Consider the following 15,600-nt stretch of genomic DNA (forward strand, 5'->3'; position numbering starts at 1 on the left):
AGGGAGCCGCTCTTGCCGGCGACTGCTTAGTGGGCGGCCCACTCGATCTTGGAGATGTCAACGCCGTCTTTGTACATGTCCCACAGCGGCGACAGCTCACGCAGTTTATTCACGGCCTCGCAGACTTTCTGCGCGGCGTAGTCGACTTCTTCCTCGGTGGTGAAACGGCCGAAGGAGAAGCGGATCGAGCTGTGCGCCAGTTCGTCGTTGCGGCCCAGGGCGCGCAGGACGTAGGACGGCTCGAGCGAAGCGGAGGTGCAGGCCGAACCGGACGATACGGCGATGTCCTTGAGCGACATCAGCAGCGACTCGCCTTCGACGTAGTTGAAGCTCAGGTTCAGGTTGTGCGGCACGCGCGCGGTACGGCTGCCGTTGACGTACAGCTCTTCGAGGTTGGAGACCTGCTCGAAGAAGCGGTCGCTCAGCGCCTTGATACGTGCGTTCTCGGCGGCCATTTCCTGCTTGGCGATGGCGAAGGCCTCGCCCATGCCGACGATCTGGTGGGTCGGCAGGGTGCCCGAACGCATGCCGCGCTCATGACCACCGCCGTGGATGATCGCTTCGAGGCGCACACGCGGCTTGCGGCTGACGTACAGCGCACCGATACCCTTCGGACCATAGACCTTGTGCGCGGAGAACGACATCAGGTCGACCTTCAGCTTCTGCAGGTCGATCTCGACCTTGCCAGCCGACTGAGCGGCGTCGACGTGGAACAGCACGCCGCGCGAGCGGGTCAACTCACCGATGGCGGCGATGTCGTTGATCGAGCCGACTTCGTTGTTCACGTGCATCAGCGAGACCAGGATGGTGTCTTCACGCAGCGCCGCCTCGACCATGGCCGGGGTGACGATGCCGTCTTCGCCTGGCTCGAGGTAGGTGACTTCGAAACCTTCGCGCTCGAGCTGGCGAGCGGTATCCAGGACCGCCTTGTGCTCGATCTTGGAGGTGATGATGTGCTTGCCCTTGGTCTGATAGAAGTGCGCCACGCCTTTGAGGGCGAGGTTGTCGGACTCGGTGGCACCGCTGGTCCAGACGATCTCGCGCGGATCGGCGTTGATCAGCTCGGCGACTTGGCGACGGCCATTCTCGACCGCTTCCTCGGCTTTCCAGCCGAAGACGTGGGAGCGCGAGGCCGGGTTACCGAAGTTCCCGTCGACCAGCAGGCAGTCGGCCATCTTTTGGGCGACGCGGGGATCGACCGGCGTGGTCGCGGAGTAATCGAGGTAGATCGGCAACTTCATTGAGTATCTCCTATCAGGCGGTGGCGTCGCTCGTCGCTGCTATCAGTCGACGGCGGACGTCTCAATCTTGTCCATCTGGGCGGTACGGCCCGCGACGCGTCGCAGGTCCTGGCGGTGGGCGACTTCCTGCACCTCGCGGCGCATGACGAGGTCGGCCAGGCTGATACCGCTTAGGAATTCATGGATCTGCTGGCTGAGATCGCACCACAGGTGGTGGGTCAGACAGGTGTCACCGGCGTGACAGTCTCCCAGGCCCTGGCAACGGGTGGCATCGACCGATTCGTTGACCGCATCGATGACCTGGGCCACCTGAATGGTTTCCATGCCCCGCGACAGCTGGTAGCCGCCACCCGGGCCGCGCACGCTGGAGACCAGGCTGCTGCGGCGCAACTTGGCGAACAGCTGCTCCAGATAAGAGAGGGAAATGCCCTGGCGCTCGGAAATGTCGGCCAAAGACACCGGCCCATGCTGCGCGTGCAACGCCAGATCGAGCATGGCGGTCACGGCATATCGGCCTTTGGTAGTCAGTCGCATGGCTAATGGGTACCACGGGAGTTACAGGATGTGAGCGAGTATGCGATTCCCGAGCATTTAAGTCAACTATTAGACCTAGTGCTTTAGTCGGGTTTGCATCGGGGAGGCGGGCGCGAGTTTAACAGACCAGGGGCGTGAGCACACGCCCCATGTATCAGCGCGCCGTAATCAATGCGGCTGAGTGTCGCTCTGCGCGGCTTGCTTGACCTCCACGAAGTCTTCCTCGGGCAACGCGGGCAGTTCTTTGCCGCAATAGTCACTGCCGAGCTTGGTCAGCGCCCCGCACATGCCTTCGAGCCGTTCGTCGACCGCCTGCAGGTGATCGAGCATCTGGCCGATGGCGCGAGCCACCGGGTCAGGCATGTCACCACTGACGCCATAGGCATCGAAGCCGATCTTCTCGGCCATGGCCTTGCGCTTGGCCTCGATCTCGGTGTCCTCGGTCTTGACGATGATGCGCCCCGGAATGCCGACCGCCGTGGCACCCGCCGGCACCGCCTTGGTCACCACGGCGTTGGAGCCGATCTTGGCCCCAGCCCCGACAGTGAACGGGCCGAGCACCTTGGCACCGGCCCCCACCACCACGCCGTTCTCCAAGGTCGGATGACGCTTGCCTTTGTTCCAGCTGGTACCGCCAAGGGTCACGCCCTGATACAGGGTGACGTCATCGCCGATCTCGGCGGTTTCGCCAATCACGATGCCCATGCCATGGTCGATGAAGAAGCGTCGACCGATGGTCGCCCCGGGATGGATTTCGATGCCGGTGAGCCAACGCCCGAAGTTCGACACCAGGCGCGCCAGCCACTTGAAGTCGCGGACCCACAAGGCATGGCCCAGACGGTGCAACCAGATCGCGTGCATGCCCGGATAGCAGGTCAGCACCTCGAAGGCGTTGCGCGCCGCGGGGTCACGATGGAATACGCTCTGGATATCTTCACGCAGACGCTCGAACATCTCTTTCTAGTCCTTCCGTTTATGCGGCTCGCCCCGAGCGACTTTCTGGGTCTCGGTGAGGATGCCGCGCAAAATGCTCATTTCCGAACGATTGACCGAGCTGCGCCCATAGAGCCTGCGCAGGCGCGGCATCAAGTGCTTGGGCTTTTCAGGGTCGAGGAAGCCGATTTCCACCAGGGTCTTCTCCAGGTGTTCGTAGAACAGCTCCATTTCGTCCATGGTCGCCAGCTCGCCGCTACGCAGCGAGTTGGCTTCGAACTTCTCGACTTTGGTTGGCGAACCTTGTACCGCCAGCCAGGCGATGCGCACCTCGTAGGAGAGCACCTGGACCGCGGCGGCGAGGTTCAGCGAACTGAAGTCGGGGTTCGAGGGAATGTGCACGTGGAAGTGACATCGCTGCAGCTCTTCGTTGGTCAGCCCGGCGTGTTCACGACCGAACACCAGGGCGATTTCCTCACCGGCGCCCGCCTGCTCGACGACCTTGGCACCGCATTCGCGGGGGTCGAGCAAAGGCCAGGGAATGCTTCGGTCGCGCGCACTGGTGCCAATCGCCAGGCTGCAGCCGACCAGCGCCTCTTCGAGACTGTCGACCACGCGGGCGTTTTCCAGCACGTCATCGGCGCCCGATGCACGGGCGGTGGCATCCACCGCGGGGAAATCCAGTGGCTGGACCAGCACCAGGCGCGACAAGCCCATGTTTTTCATGGCTCGCGCAGCGCCGCCGATATTGCCGGGGTGGCTGGTATTGACCAGAACAACACGAATATTTTGCAGCAAGGTGTAGAGCTCACAGAGACAGGAAAAGGGGGGGTCGATCTTACAGAACCGACAGACGTAACGCCATGAAAGCAAATGTCACCCTTCTGCCGGAACAGTTTTCTGATAGAATGTGCGGCTTTCTTCTTTAACATCCCCAGGTGAAACGCCCATGCAGCCTATGCTGAATATCGCGCTGCGCGCCGCTCGCAGCGCCAGTGAACTGATTTTCCGCTCCATCGAACGCCTGGATAGCCTCAAGGTCGACGAGAAAGACGCCAAAGATTACGTCTCCGAAGTCGATCGCGCCGCCGAGCAGACCATTGTCAACGCCCTGCGCAAGGCCTACCCGAACCACTCCATCCAGGGTGAAGAGACCGGCCTGCACGCCGGCTCCGGCGAGGAAGGCAAGGACTACCTGTGGATCATCGACCCACTGGACGGTACCACCAACTTCCTGCGTGGCGTTCCTCACTTCGCCGTCAGCATCGCCTGCAAATACCGTGGTCGCCTCGAGCACGCCGTCATCGTCGACCCGGTTCGCCAGGAAGAATTCACCGCCAGCCGCGGCCGCGGCGCCCAGCTCAACGGTCGCCGCCTGCGCGTCAGCTCGCGCACCAGCCTGGAAGGCGCCCTGCTGGGTACCGGCTTCCCGTTCCGTGACAACCAGATGGCCGACCTGGACAACTACCTCGGCATGTTCCGCGCCCTGACTGGCCAGACCGCCGGCATCCGCCGCGCCGGCTCCGCCAGCCTGGACCTGGCCTATGTTGCCGCCGGCCGTTTCGACGCGTTCTGGGAGTCGGGCCTGTCCGAGTGGGACATGGCTGCCGGCGTACTGCTGATCCAAGAAGCAGGCGGCCTGGTGAGCGACTTCAATGGTGGCCACGACTTCCTCGACAAAGGCCACATCGTCGCGGGCAACATCAAGTGTTTCAAGGCCGTGCTGACTGCCATCCAGCCGCACCTGCCCGAGCACATGAAGCGCTAAGCGCCGGTTGCAGCAGCCACAAAAAAGCACCCCTCGGGGTGCTTTTTTGTGGCTCACTGAAACCCAGTGAAGGCTTCGAGCCTGCGGGAGCGCCGGCACCAGGGTGTCGGCGCGCGCTTTACTGGCCTGCCTGGTTCTCGCTAAGGACCAGATTGCCGTTCTTGTCCAACGGGATGGTCGACCCCGGCTCATGGTTCATCTTCACCCGTCCGACCTTGTCGCCAATGGAGTAGGTCACGTTGTAGCCGACTACTTTTTCGCTCAGGTCATTGACGGTATTGCAGCGAGTCTGCGTGGTGGTGTAAGTGTCACGCTCTTGCATGCCCTCCTGCACCTTGTTCCCCGCATAACCACCACCGACTGCACCGGCCACGGTGGCGATCTTCTTACCGGTGCCGCCGCCGATCTGGTTACCCAGCAAGCCACCTGCGATGGCCCCGACCACGGTACCGGCGATCTGGTGCTGGTCCTTGACCGGCGCCTGGCGCGTGACGGCGACGTCCTTGCAGACCTGACGCGGGGTCTTGATGGTTTCCTTGATGGGCTGCACGTCCGTAACCTGGGCGTACTCCGGCCCCTTGTTCACCAAGCTGTAGGTCGCCACAGCACCTCCGGCGGTTACACCGACAGCACCCAGAACCGCACCCACCAGCATTGATTTATTCACGTGAACCTCCTGATCGTACCCGCGGGATCTCCCCCGCCTTCTCCCAGCCTTGGAGCAAAAAAAAAGGCGCGAGTTCAATACTCGCGCCTCTCTTTACGCCAAATGGCGTAGGAAACAGCCCTACGGGCGGTCATCCACGCCATCAGTCTTGGCTGGCGGGATCAGGTCTTCACTGCTCAGGTTCAGCCAGATCAGCACCACGTTGGCGATATAGATCGACGAGTAGGTACCGGCCATGACACCAATGAACAGCGCCAGGGAGAAGCCGAACAGGTTGTCGCCGCCGAAGAACAGCAGCGCTGCAATGGCCAGCAAGGTCGACACCGAAGTGGCGATGGTACGCAGCAGGGTCTGGGTGGTCGAGACGTTGATGTTCTCGATCAGCGAGGCCTTGCGCATGACGCGGAAGTTCTCACGCACCCGGTCGAACACGACGATGGTGTCGTTGAGCGAGTAGCCGATGATCGCCAGGACCGCCGCCAGCACCGTCAGATCGAAGGTGATCTGGAAGAACGACAGGATACCCAGTGTCACCACCACGTCGTGGATCAGCGAGACGATCGCGCCTACAGCGAATTTCCACTGGAAGCGGAAAGCCAGGTAGACCAGGATGCCGCCCAGGGCCAGGAGCATGCCCAGACCACCTTGGTCACGCAGCTCCTCACCTACCTGCGGACCGACGAACTCGACACGCTTGACGGTAGCCGGGTTGTCGCCACCTGCCTTCTGCAGGGCTTCGGCCACCTTGTTGCCCAGTTGCGGATCATCGCCCGGCATACGCACCAGCAGGTCGGTGGTAGCACCAAAGCTCTGCACCACCGCCTCGTGGAAGCCGGAGTCGACCAGCTCGGCACGAACCGCCTTGAGGTCCGCAGGACGCTCATAAGTCAGCTCGATCAGCGTACCGCCGGTAAAGTCCAGGCCGAAGTTCAGACCCTTGTGCCACCAGCTGAACAACGCCAGGACAGTCAGGAGCGCGGTGATGGCGAACGCAACGTTGCGCACGCCCATGAAGTTGATGGTTTTCATGTCAGCTCCCTCAAACCCACAGCTTCTTGATGTCACGCCCGCCGCAAGTCAGGTTGACCAGTGCACGGGTCATCATGACGGCGGTGAACATCGAGGTGAAAATCCCGAGGGACATGGTGACCGCGAAGCCTTTGACCGGGCCGGTACCCATGGCGAACAGGATGCCGCCGACCAGCAGTGTGGTCAGGTTGGCATCGACGATCGCCGAGTAGGCACGGTTGAAGCCTTCGTGAATGGCGCGCTGTACCGACATGCCCGCAGCGATCTCCTCACGAATACGCGAGAAGATCAGCACGTTGGCGTCCACCGCCATGCCCATGGTCAGCACGATACCGGCGATACCCGGCAGGGTCAGGGTCGCACCCAGCAGCGACATCAGCGCCAGCAGCAGGACCATGTTGCCCGCCAGGGCGATGGTCGCCAGCACGCCGAAGGCGCGGTAGATGGCGATGATGAACAGCGAGACGAACAGCATGCCCCACAGGGACGCATCGATACCCTTGGTGATGTTGTCGGCACCCAGGCTCGGGCCAATGGTGCGCTCTTCGGCGAAGTACATCGGTGCGGCCAGGCCGCCTGCACGCAGCAGCAGGGCCAGCTCGGACGACTCGCCCTGGCCGTTCAGGCCGGTGATACGGAACTGGCTGCCCAGCGGCGACTGGATGGTCGCCAGGCTGATGATCTTCTTCTCTTCCTTGAAGGTCTGGACCGCGACGTCTTTCTCGACACCGTCGACCATCTGCTTCTCGTAGCGGGTCATCGGCTTCTGCTCGATGAAGATCACCGCCATGCTACGACCAACGTTGGTGCGGGTGGCGCGGCTCATCAGCTCGCCGCCGTGACCATCGAGACGGATGTTCACCTGCGGGCGACCATGCTCATCGAAGCTGGCCTGAGCGTCGGTCACCTGGTCACCGGTGATGATCAGGCCACGCTCGACTGCAGCCGAACGGCCGCCCTCGCGGAACTCGAACACCTCGGTGGTGGCCTTGGACGCACCCGGCTCGGCGCCGAAGCGGAACTCAAGGTTGGCCGTCTTGCCCAGGATACGCTTGGCCTCGGCGGTGTCCTGCACACCCGGCAGCTCAACCACGATGCGGTTGGCGCCCTGGCGCTGAACCAGCGGCTCGGCGACACCCAGCTCGTTGACCCGGTTACGGACGGTGGTGAGGTTCTGCTTGATCGAATATTCGCGGATCTCGGCGACTTTGGCCGGGGTCAGCGCCAGACGCAGCACAGCGAGCTCGTTGCGCTCGGTGGTGGTCAGGTCGAAGTCGTTGAAATTCTTGCGGACCAGGCTGCGAGCCTGTTCGCGGGTAGCATCGTCGGCGAAGCCCAGCATGATCGCGCCGTCCTGCTGAGGCAGGCTGCGGTAGCGGATGCGCTCTTTACGCAGCAAGGTCTTGACCTCGCCTTCGTAGACTTTCATGCGGGCGCTCATGGCCTTGTCCATGTCCACTTCCAGCAGGAAGTGCACACCACCAGACAGGTCCAGGCCCAGTTTCATCGGGCTGGCGCCGAGGTTGCGCAGCCACTGCGGGGTGGTCTGGGCCAGGTTCAGGGCCACGACGTAATCATCGCCCAGTGCCTTGCGCACCACATCCTTGGCCGGGAGCTGGTCTTCCTGGTTGGTCAGTCGCAACAGCGCACTGCCCTTCTCACCCAGGCTGCCGCCCTTGACGGCGATGCCGGCGTCGGTCAGCGCCTTGGTGGCGCGATCCAGGTCGGCCTGACTCACATGCAGCGCGGAACTCGCACCGCTGATCTGCACCGCCGGGTCATCCGGATAGAGGTTGGGAGCGGAATAAATAAAGCCGATCGCCAGTACCACCAGGATCAGCAGGTATTTCCACAGAGGGTATTTGTTCAGCATCACGCCGCCCGTTCAAGACGCGGGGCGCGTTGCGCGCCCCGACTGGAAAAGATAACCGGTAACTCAGATAGCCTTGAGCGTACCTTTTGGCAGGGTCGCGGCTACGGCGCCCTTCTGGAACTTCAGCTCGACGTTGTCGGACACTTCCAGTACCACGAAGTCATCGGAGACTTTGACGATCTTGCCGGCGATGCCGCCGTTGGTGACAACTTCGTCACCTTTTTGCAAGTTGCTCAGCAGGTTCTTCTGCTCCTTGGCGCGCTTGGCCTGTGGGCGCCAGATCATCAGGTAGAAGATGACCAGGAAACCAACCAGGAAGATCCACTCAAAGCCGGTACCGGCTGGGCCGGCGGCAGGGGCTGCAGCGTCCGCGTAGGCGGCGGGAATCAAGAAGCTCATTGGGCACTCCTAATGGATATTTTCTAATAATGGATGCGAACAGTCAGTCCAAAGGCGGCACAGGCAGCCCGCGCTTGGCGTAGAAGGCGTCGACAAAGGCGGCCAATTTACCTTGTTGAATAGCCTCGCGTAAACCGGCCATCAAGCGCTGGTAATGGCGCAAGTTGTGGATGGTATTCAGCATGCTGCTCAACATTTCGCCGCATTTATCCAAATGATGGAGATAGGCGCGCGAGAAGTTGGTGCAGGTATAGCAATCACAGGTCGGATCGAGCGGCGAATCATCATGACGATGGAACGCGTTACGGATCTTGATCACCCCGGTATCGACGAACAGATGACCGTTGCGCGCGTTGCGCGTCGGCATCACGCAGTCGAACATGTCGACGCCGCGGCGCACACCCTCTACAAGATCCTCCGGCTTGCCTACCCCCATAAGGTAACGAGGTTTGTCAGCCGGCATCTGGCCTGGCAGGTAGTCCAGCACCTTGATCATCTCGTGCTTGGGCTCGCCCACCGACAGACCGCCGATGGCCAGGCCGTCAAAGCCGATGTTTTCCAGCGCTTCGAGCGAACGCATGCGCAGGTCCTGGTACATACCGCCCTGGACGATGCCGAACAGCGCCGCGGTGTTGTCGGCGTGGGCATTCTTCGAGCGCTGGGCCCAGCGCAGTGACAGCTCCATGGAGGTCCGCGCCACGTCGTGCTCGGCCGGGTATGGCGTGCACTCGTCGAAGATCATCACGATGTCCGAGCCCAGGTCACGCTGGACCTGCATGGACTCCTCGGGGCCCATGAACACTTTGGAGCCATCGACCGGCGAGGCGAAGGTCACGCCCTCTTCCTTGATCTTGCGCATGGCGCCGAGGCTGAACACCTGGAAACCACCGGAGTCAGTGAGAATCGGGCCTTTCCATTGCATGAAGTCGTGCAGGCTGCCGTGCTTCTTGATCACCTCGGTACCTGGGCGCAGCCACAGGTGGAAAGTGTTACCCAGGATGATCTCGGCGCCGATGGCCTCGATGTCGCGTGGCAGCATGCCCTTGACCGTGCCATAGGTGCCCACAGGCATGAATGCCGGGGTCTCGACCGTGCCACGGGGGAAGGTCAGGCGGCCGCGACGGGCCTTGCCGTCGGTGGCCAGCAGTTCGAACGACATTCGACAGGTGCGACTCATGCTTGATCCTCGGGGCCGCGTGGCGCCGGATTGCGGGTGATGAACATGGCATCACCGTAACTGAAGAAGCGGTACCCCTGCTCGACCGCCGCCGCGTAGGCAGCCATGGTCTCGGGGTAACCGGCGAAGGCCGAGACCAGCATCAGTAGCGTGGACTCCGGCAGGTGGAAGTTGGTCACCAGGGCATCGACCACGTGGAATGGCCGGCCCGGGTAGATGAAGATATCGGTGTCGCCACTGAAGGCCTTGAGCACGCCATCACGCGCGGCACTCTCCAGCGAACGCACGCTGGTGGTACCCACGGCAATCACCCGACCACCCCGATCGCGACAGGCCTGGACGGCATCCACCACATCCTGGCTGACCTCAAGCCACTCTTTGTGCATGTGGTGGTCTTCGATCTTGTCGACGCGCACCGGCTGGAAGGTACCGGCGCCCACATGCAAGGTCACGAAAGCACGCTCCACGCCCTTGGCGGCGATCTTTTCCAGCAGTGCCTCATCGAAATGCAGGCCTGCAGTCGGCGCAGCCACGGCGCCTGCGCGCTCGGCGTACACGGTTTGGTAGCGCTCACGATCAGCGCCTTCGTCCGGGCGATCGATGTACGGCGGCAGCGGCATGTGCCCGACACGCTCCAGCAGCGGCAGCACTTCTTCAGTGAAGCGCAGCTCGAACAACGTCTCGTGGCGCGCCACCATCTCGGCCTCGCCACCGCCATCGATAAGGATCTGCGTGCCCGGTTTGGGCGCCTTGCTGGCGCGCACATGGGCCAGTACCCGGTGGCTGTCCAGCACACGCTCGACCAGCACTTCCAGCTTGCCGCCGGAGGCCTTCTGGCCAAACAGACGCGCCGGGATCACCCGGGTATTGTTGAAGACCATCAGGTCGCCGGGGCGCAGGTATTCCAGCAAATCGGTGAATTGCCGGTGCGCCAGCTCCCCGCTCGGCCCATCGAGAACCAGCAGACGGCTGCCATGGCGCTCGGCCAGGGGGTGACGGGCGATCAGGGAATCAGGGAGTTCGAAGGAAAAATCGGCGACGCGCATGATGGTGTTCGGTTCGACAGGGCCGGAAAGTTTAGCCCAACGAACGAAAATTGACCATGAAACCCGATTGACCGGCTCAATGAGGCTCTCTATACTGCGCGCCACATGCCCTGATGGCGGAATTGGTAGACGCGGCGGATTCAAAATCCGTTTTCGAAAGGAGTGGGAGTTCGAGTCTCCCTCGGGGCACCAAAATCCGAAAGAAACCGACCTTATGGTCGGTTTTTTTGTGCCTGGAATTTGCCAGGCAAGGCATGCCCTTTATGAACAAGGGCGATGCCTCTGCCATAGACCAGCCTTCTTCGCGGGTAAACCCGCTCCCACAGGGTACGTGGCGTTCTTGTACGACAGCGTTAGCCGTCTGTAGGCGCAGCGCCTAAGAGAGGGTGCGTCGATCGCCTGTCCGACTTGCCCCTCGATTGGCAACGCCATCAGTATGTAGGCCGAAGCCACCCTCGAAGGCATACCCATGAAGCTGTCACACCGCCCCGTACGCCACGACGACATCGCCGCCATCTGCTGCTTCCCCCAAGGCCCGGATGAGCTGTTCTACATGTTTCCCAAGGCCTCCTACCCGCTCACGCCGGACCAACTGAGCGATGCCATCGCCCAACGCAGCGGCTCGACGGTGATTGAAGGCGATGGCGTGCCGCTGGGCTTTGCCAATTTCTACAAGGCCGAACACGGTGGCGTGTGCGCCCTGGGCAACGTGGTCGTGGCACCTGCCGCCCGTGGCCACGGCGTGGCGCGTTACCTGGTGCAATGCATGATCGACTTGGCCCGGGAGCAGTTTGCCGCGCGGGAGGTGTGGGTGTCGTGCTTCAACCACAACACGGCGGGGCTGCTGCTTTATCCACAGCTGGGGTTCGTGCCGTTCGGCATCGAGGAACGACAGGCACCGGATGGCAGCCGGGTCGCGCTGGTGCAGATGAGTCAAAGGCTCATATGAGCACCTACCTCAGCGTGATACGGAATGAGGCTGTGCAAAAAGGTCGATTCCCAACGCACGAACGACTCTCAGAATGGTATCGAAGCGAGGCTTTGCCCCTGGCGTAAGCGCCTTGTAAAGGCTCTCACGCCCCAGGCCGCTGTTCGCTGCAATTTCGGACATTCCCCGCGCCCTGGCGATATGTCCGAGTGCACGGATGATCTCATCGCTGTCACCATCGGCCAGTACCTGGCTCAGGTACTCACTGATTGCCTCATCGCTGTCCAGCAATGCAGCCATATCAAAAGGAATCAGTTTCTCTGTCATTTCATCTCCTTCGCCCTCAAGTTTTTTAATCCAGCCAACCATAGAGCAAAGCGTTGCGTCTGCTCGACGCCATAGATCACCACGACCTCCATCGTATCCTGTTGGATACAAGTCATCAAGATTTGGAAGCGGTTCACTCTGACGAGCACTTCAGCGATGAGATAGCCAGTGCAGTCCCACCATTCGGTCAGCTTTGTCGTCGCTGTTCGAGAGACATCAGATAGCGAGCGCTACGCGCTCAGCTTGCTCCCACAGGGACGCAACGCCGCTCCCGTATATAGGAGCGGCCTTGTGCGTGAAAGGGCCGCGAAGCGGGCCCGGGATGGTTCAGGCGCGCACGTACCGCTGGCGCAGCACGTCGCTGAAGGCATCCACCAGCAACACCAGCACCAGCATGCCGATGATCACAGTACTGGCCTGGGCCTCTTGGAACAGGCTCAGGGTGGTGTAGAGCATTTGCCCCAGCCCGCCAGCGCCGACGAAGCCGAGCACGCTGGCCATGCGGATGTTGTTTTCCCAACGATAGAGGCTGTAGGCGAGCAGTTGCGGCCAGAGGTTGGGCAGGGTGCCGAAACAGAATGCGGCGACTTGGCTGCCACCTTGCAGCCGAATGGCGGCGGCAGGCTCGGGCGGGGCATTTTCCAGGGCCTCGGCGAACAGCCGGCCCAGCACGCCGGCGGTGTGCAAGGCCAGGGCCAGGGTCCCGGCATTAGGGCCCAGGCCTGCGGCAAGCACTGTCAGAGCGGCCCAGACCAGCTCGGGAATGGCGCGCAAGGCGTTGAGCACCATGCGTGCCGCGCCCTGCAACGGCCAGCCGAAACGCCCGGCAGCGGGCAGTGCCAGCAGCAAACCCAGAACCATCGCCAGGAGCGTGCCGAGGCCAGACATGGCCAGGGTTTCGAGGGCCCCCTGCCCTACCGCCTTCAGATGCTCGGCAGAGAGGTCCGGGCTGAGGAAGCGGTGGGCGTACTCGCCCATCTGCGCCAGGCCGCCATTGCCGACCACCGATGCCATGTCCAGCTCCAGGTAGCCGAACGAAGCGACCACGGCCGCGAGAATGGCGACGATCACCAGCAGGTTGATCAGACGGCTCATGCCAACCTCCCTCGCAGGAAGCGGCTGAGCAGATCAGCGAGCATCACCAGCACCAGGAACGCCAGCAGCATGCTCGCCACTTCAGCCCCGGCGAACATGCGCATGGACAGGTCGATCTGCTGCCCCAGCCCACCGGCACCGACAAAGCCCATCACCACCGAGGCGCGCACCGCACATTCCCATCGGTAGACGGTGTAGGACACCACCTCCGCCGCAGCGCCCGGCAGGATGCCGTAGAAGAATGCCATCAGCCGCCCGCTGCCGGCCTGCAACAGGGCGTGAGCCGGGCGCTGGTCGACCGACTCGAAGATTTCCGCATAGACCTTGCCGAGCATCCCGGCGTAGGTGATGGCGATCGCCAGCACGCCGGCGGTGGGCCCGAGGCCAACAGCGCGAACAAACAACAAGGCCCAGACGATCTCCGGTACGCTGCGCAGAAACACCAACAAGCCGCGCACGGGCATGCGCAGCATCCTCGACCACAGCCCCGGACGACCGCCTCGGGAGGCGGCCCTCAGCGACAGCGCTCGACTGGCCAGCAGGCTCGTGGGCACCGCGAGCAGCAGGGCCAGGGCCATGCCAGCGGTGGCCACCGCCAGCGTCTGCAAGGTGGCTTCGAACAGCAGCGAGAGGAAGTCGGCGTCATGGGCGGGCGGCCAGAACGCGCTGATGAAACTGCCCATCTGCTGACGGTTTTCCGCCTGCAGCAGCACACCAGGGTTCAGCTCGCTCAAACGCAGCCCAGGCCACAGCAACGCCAGGGCGAGCACGGTCAGCAACAGCCGGGATAACGCCGCCGGGTCGCGGGTGTCGGCCTTCAGCATCGCGGGATCTGTACCGTCAGGGTCGGCCCAGGGGTGGGCGGCGAAGTCAGTTGTTCATTGGCATAGAGCGCATCGAGCAGGCTCTCGGTCACCGCCTGGGCCGGGCAATCGAATGCCACCTGCCCTTCGCGAATCCCGATCACCCGGGGAAAATGCGCCAAGGCCAGGTCGACGGCGTGCAGGCTGGCGACCAGGGTCACGCCGTTGTCCTGGGCATGGCGGTTGAGCAAGGCCAGGCTGTGATCGGCGAGCACCGGGTCCATGGCCGACACCGGTTCGTCGGCCAGCAGCACTTCGGGCCGCTGGTACAGCGCTCGGGCAATGCCGACCCGCTGCAACTGGCCACCGGAAAGCTGCCCGCACTGGACGAACAGTTTGTCCGCCAGCCCCAGCTCGGCCAAAGCCTGGCGAGCCCCCGGTACGTCGCTCGGGTAGATCAGGTTGAGCAGGCCATGCAGAGTGCTCCATTGCCCCAGACGCCCAGCCAGCACTGCCGTGACCACGCGCTGGCGCGGTGGCAGAGGTGGCGCCTGGTGCACCAGCCCGACCCGCGCGCGCAGGCGCTGACGGGCCCTGGCCGAGAGCGCCCAAGGCTGCTCGCCGAGCAGTTCCAGGCGCCCCGCACTGGGCTGGACAGCCGTCGCCATCAGGTGCAGCAGGCTGGACTTGCCGGCCCCGGAAGGGCCGATGATCGCTACCCGCTCGCCTTTGTCGATGCGCAGGCTCACCGCATCGAGGGCGCGAACCTGGCCGTGGCGCAGGCCGGCGCCGTGCAGATGGATAGTCACTTGAGCAGACCGGCCTCGCGTGCGGCTTGCTCAGTGCCTACGTAGTTCTCAGGCTTGGTTTCGATGAAGCGGCTGGCGGCCTGCAGGTCGAGGATCGCCTTGTGCTCCGGGTTGGCCGGGTCAAGCGCCAGGAAGGCCGCCTTGATCTTCTCTTTCAGGGCCGGGTCCATGTTGCCGCGCACCGTCCAGTTGTAGTCATAGTAGGTCGGGGTGGTGGCAAAGACCTTGACCTTGCTGGTATCGACCTTGCCGGCATCGACCAGCTTCTGCCAGACGCTGGCGTTGAGCACGCCGCCATCGACCTTGCCAGCCTGGACCCAGGCCACGGTGGCATCGTGGGCGCCGGAGTAGGCCACGCGGCTGAAGTAGCTCTCAGGTTTGATGTTGTCTTCCTTGAGCATGAAGTAACGCGGCATCAGGCTGCCGGAAGTGGACGAAATCGAACCAAAGGCGAACGACTTGCCCTTGAGGTCAGCCAGGCTCTTCACGTCCGGGTTGGCGGTGATGAACTTGGAAGTGAACTGAGCATCCTGCTCACGCTGCACCAGCGGCGTGGCGGTCGGGTCTTTCAGGTGCACCTGGACGAAGGTGAAACCACCGAGCCAAGCCATGTCCAAGCGATTGGAGGCCAGCGATTCGACCACCGCCGGGTAATCGGCCACCGGAACGAATTTCACATCCATGCCCAGTTGCTTGGACAGGTATTCACCCAGCGGCTTGAACTTGCGCAGCAGTTCGGTCGGCGCTTCGTCTGGGATGGCGCTTACCCGCAGGGTGTCAGCAGCCTGGGCAATGACGGCACAGCAAGACAGCACGAGACCGGCGGCGACCGCCAGGGGACGTTTGAGCATGGGATTCTCCGGTTCAATAGCGGGGAAAAGGCCGGCAACGCGCCGACCGGGGGATTATAAGAGCCGCTGGCGCAAAGGCCAGCTTTGCTACAATCGCGCATCACGAAAATCCGAGGTGCG

At 62.8% G+C, this 15,600-nt stretch carries 17 protein-coding genes and 1 tRNA gene; 3 read left to right on the forward strand and 15 right to left on the reverse strand.

Annotation, left to right across the window (positions count from 1 at the left end; translation table 11 throughout):
• Window positions 1-26: 26 nt before the first annotated feature.
• The 4 genes from ACNFCH_RS05440 to trmJ form a co-directional block, all read right to left on the reverse strand.
• Window positions 27-1,241 (reverse strand): IscS subfamily cysteine desulfurase, encoded by a 1,215-nt coding sequence (locus ACNFCH_RS05440; RefSeq protein WP_043208086.1) that lies wholly within the window; start codon window positions 1,239-1,241, stop codon window positions 27-29.
• Window positions 1,242-1,283: 42 nt separating this feature from the next.
• Window positions 1,284-1,775 carry a Fe-S cluster assembly transcriptional regulator IscR gene (gene iscR, locus ACNFCH_RS05445; RefSeq protein WP_070093064.1) on the reverse strand — a complete coding sequence of 164 codons (492 nt, stop codon included), beginning with the start codon at window positions 1,773-1,775 and terminating at the stop codon, window positions 1,284-1,286.
• Window positions 1,776-1,943: 168 nt separating this feature from the next.
• Complete coding sequence (gene cysE / locus ACNFCH_RS05450; protein WP_416742398.1) at window positions 1,944-2,729, reverse strand: serine O-acetyltransferase; 786 nt, start codon at window positions 2,727-2,729, stop codon at window positions 1,944-1,946.
• A gap of 6 nt (window positions 2,730-2,735) precedes the next feature.
• Window positions 2,736-3,506, reverse strand: a complete 771-nt coding sequence (gene trmJ, locus ACNFCH_RS05455) for a tRNA (cytosine(32)/uridine(32)-2'-O)-methyltransferase TrmJ (protein ID WP_416742399.1) — start codon at window positions 3,504-3,506, stop codon at window positions 2,736-2,738.
• Window positions 3,507-3,657: 151 nt separating this feature from the next.
• On the opposite strand from trmJ, the gene suhB reads away from it, so the two are divergent.
• A complete protein-coding gene (suhB, locus tag ACNFCH_RS05460) occupies window positions 3,658-4,476 on the forward strand; it encodes an inositol-phosphate phosphatase (RefSeq protein WP_043208077.1) in 819 nt (272 codons plus the stop codon).
• Between the two features lie 118 nt (window positions 4,477-4,594).
• Here suhB and ACNFCH_RS05465 read toward each other — a convergent pair whose 3' ends face one another.
• From ACNFCH_RS05465 to queA, 6 genes are all read right to left on the reverse strand, one after another.
• Window positions 4,595-5,143 carry a glycine zipper 2TM domain-containing protein gene (locus ACNFCH_RS05465; RefSeq protein ID WP_070094192.1) on the reverse strand — a complete coding sequence of 183 codons (549 nt, stop codon included), beginning with the start codon at window positions 5,141-5,143 and terminating at the stop codon, window positions 4,595-4,597.
• Window positions 5,144-5,263: 120 nt separating this feature from the next.
• Entirely contained in the window at window positions 5,264-6,172 is a 909-nt protein-coding gene (secF, locus tag ACNFCH_RS05470) for a protein translocase subunit SecF (RefSeq protein ID WP_337157966.1), read from the reverse strand.
• A gap of 10 nt (window positions 6,173-6,182) precedes the next feature.
• Window positions 6,183-8,045: a protein translocase subunit SecD gene (gene secD / locus ACNFCH_RS05475; RefSeq protein WP_337157964.1), complete on the reverse strand. Its 1,863-nt coding sequence runs from the start codon at window positions 8,043-8,045 to the stop codon at window positions 6,183-6,185.
• A 63-nt stretch (window positions 8,046-8,108) separates the two neighbouring features.
• The gene (yajC, locus tag ACNFCH_RS05480; protein WP_023382222.1) at window positions 8,109-8,444 is read right to left on the reverse strand and encodes a preprotein translocase subunit YajC; all 336 of its coding nucleotides are present in this window, start codon (window positions 8,442-8,444) and stop codon (window positions 8,109-8,111) included.
• Between the two features lie 43 nt (window positions 8,445-8,487).
• A complete protein-coding gene (gene tgt, locus ACNFCH_RS05485) occupies window positions 8,488-9,603 on the reverse strand; it encodes a tRNA guanosine(34) transglycosylase Tgt (protein WP_167358102.1) in 1,116 nt (371 codons plus the stop codon).
• Between the two features lie 14 nt (window positions 9,604-9,617).
• On the reverse strand, window positions 9,618-10,667 hold the full coding sequence (queA, locus tag ACNFCH_RS05490) for a tRNA preQ1(34) S-adenosylmethionine ribosyltransferase-isomerase QueA (RefSeq protein ID WP_070094189.1): 1,050 nt from the start codon (window positions 10,665-10,667) through the stop codon (window positions 9,618-9,620).
• 107 nt (window positions 10,668-10,774) lie between these two features.
• On the opposite strand from queA, the gene ACNFCH_RS05495 reads away from it, so the two are divergent.
• A tRNA-Leu gene (locus tag ACNFCH_RS05495) sits at window positions 10,775-10,859 on the forward strand.
• A 277-nt stretch (window positions 10,860-11,136) separates the two neighbouring features.
• Window positions 11,137-11,616, forward strand: a complete 480-nt coding sequence (locus ACNFCH_RS05500) for a GNAT family N-acetyltransferase (RefSeq protein ID WP_337157950.1) — start codon at window positions 11,137-11,139, stop codon at window positions 11,614-11,616.
• A gap of 9 nt (window positions 11,617-11,625) precedes the next feature.
• Here the strand turns inward: ACNFCH_RS05500 and ACNFCH_RS05505 are convergent, their stop codons facing one another.
• The 5 genes from ACNFCH_RS05505 to ACNFCH_RS05525 form a co-directional block, all read right to left on the reverse strand.
• Window positions 11,626-11,922, reverse strand: a complete 297-nt coding sequence (locus tag ACNFCH_RS05505) for an addiction module antidote protein (protein WP_337157949.1) — start codon at window positions 11,920-11,922, stop codon at window positions 11,626-11,628.
• 327 nt (window positions 11,923-12,249) lie between these two features.
• Window positions 12,250-13,017: a phosphonate ABC transporter, permease protein PhnE gene (phnE, locus tag ACNFCH_RS05510; protein WP_416742400.1), complete on the reverse strand. Its 768-nt coding sequence runs from the start codon at window positions 13,015-13,017 to the stop codon at window positions 12,250-12,252.
• Window positions 13,014-13,841: a PhnE/PtxC family ABC transporter permease gene (locus ACNFCH_RS05515; protein WP_337157947.1), complete on the reverse strand. Its 828-nt coding sequence runs from the start codon at window positions 13,839-13,841 to the stop codon at window positions 13,014-13,016. The genes phnE and ACNFCH_RS05515 overlap by 4 nt, the downstream gene beginning before the upstream one ends.
• Window positions 13,835-14,629 (reverse strand): phosphonate ABC transporter ATP-binding protein, encoded by a 795-nt coding sequence (locus ACNFCH_RS05520; protein WP_337157945.1) that lies wholly within the window; start codon window positions 14,627-14,629, stop codon window positions 13,835-13,837. The genes ACNFCH_RS05515 and ACNFCH_RS05520 overlap by 7 nt, the downstream gene beginning before the upstream one ends.
• Window positions 14,626-15,480 carry a putative selenate ABC transporter substrate-binding protein gene (locus ACNFCH_RS05525; protein WP_416742401.1) on the reverse strand — a complete coding sequence of 285 codons (855 nt, stop codon included), beginning with the start codon at window positions 15,478-15,480 and terminating at the stop codon, window positions 14,626-14,628. The genes ACNFCH_RS05520 and ACNFCH_RS05525 overlap by 4 nt, the downstream gene beginning before the upstream one ends.
• Window positions 15,481-15,600: the final 120 nt, after the last annotated feature.

Origin of the sequence: Pseudomonas sp. NY15354 (assembly GCF_048068075.1) — a bacterium.
Taxonomy (GTDB): Bacteria; Pseudomonadota; Gammaproteobacteria; order Pseudomonadales; family Pseudomonadaceae; genus Aquipseudomonas; species Aquipseudomonas guariconensis_C.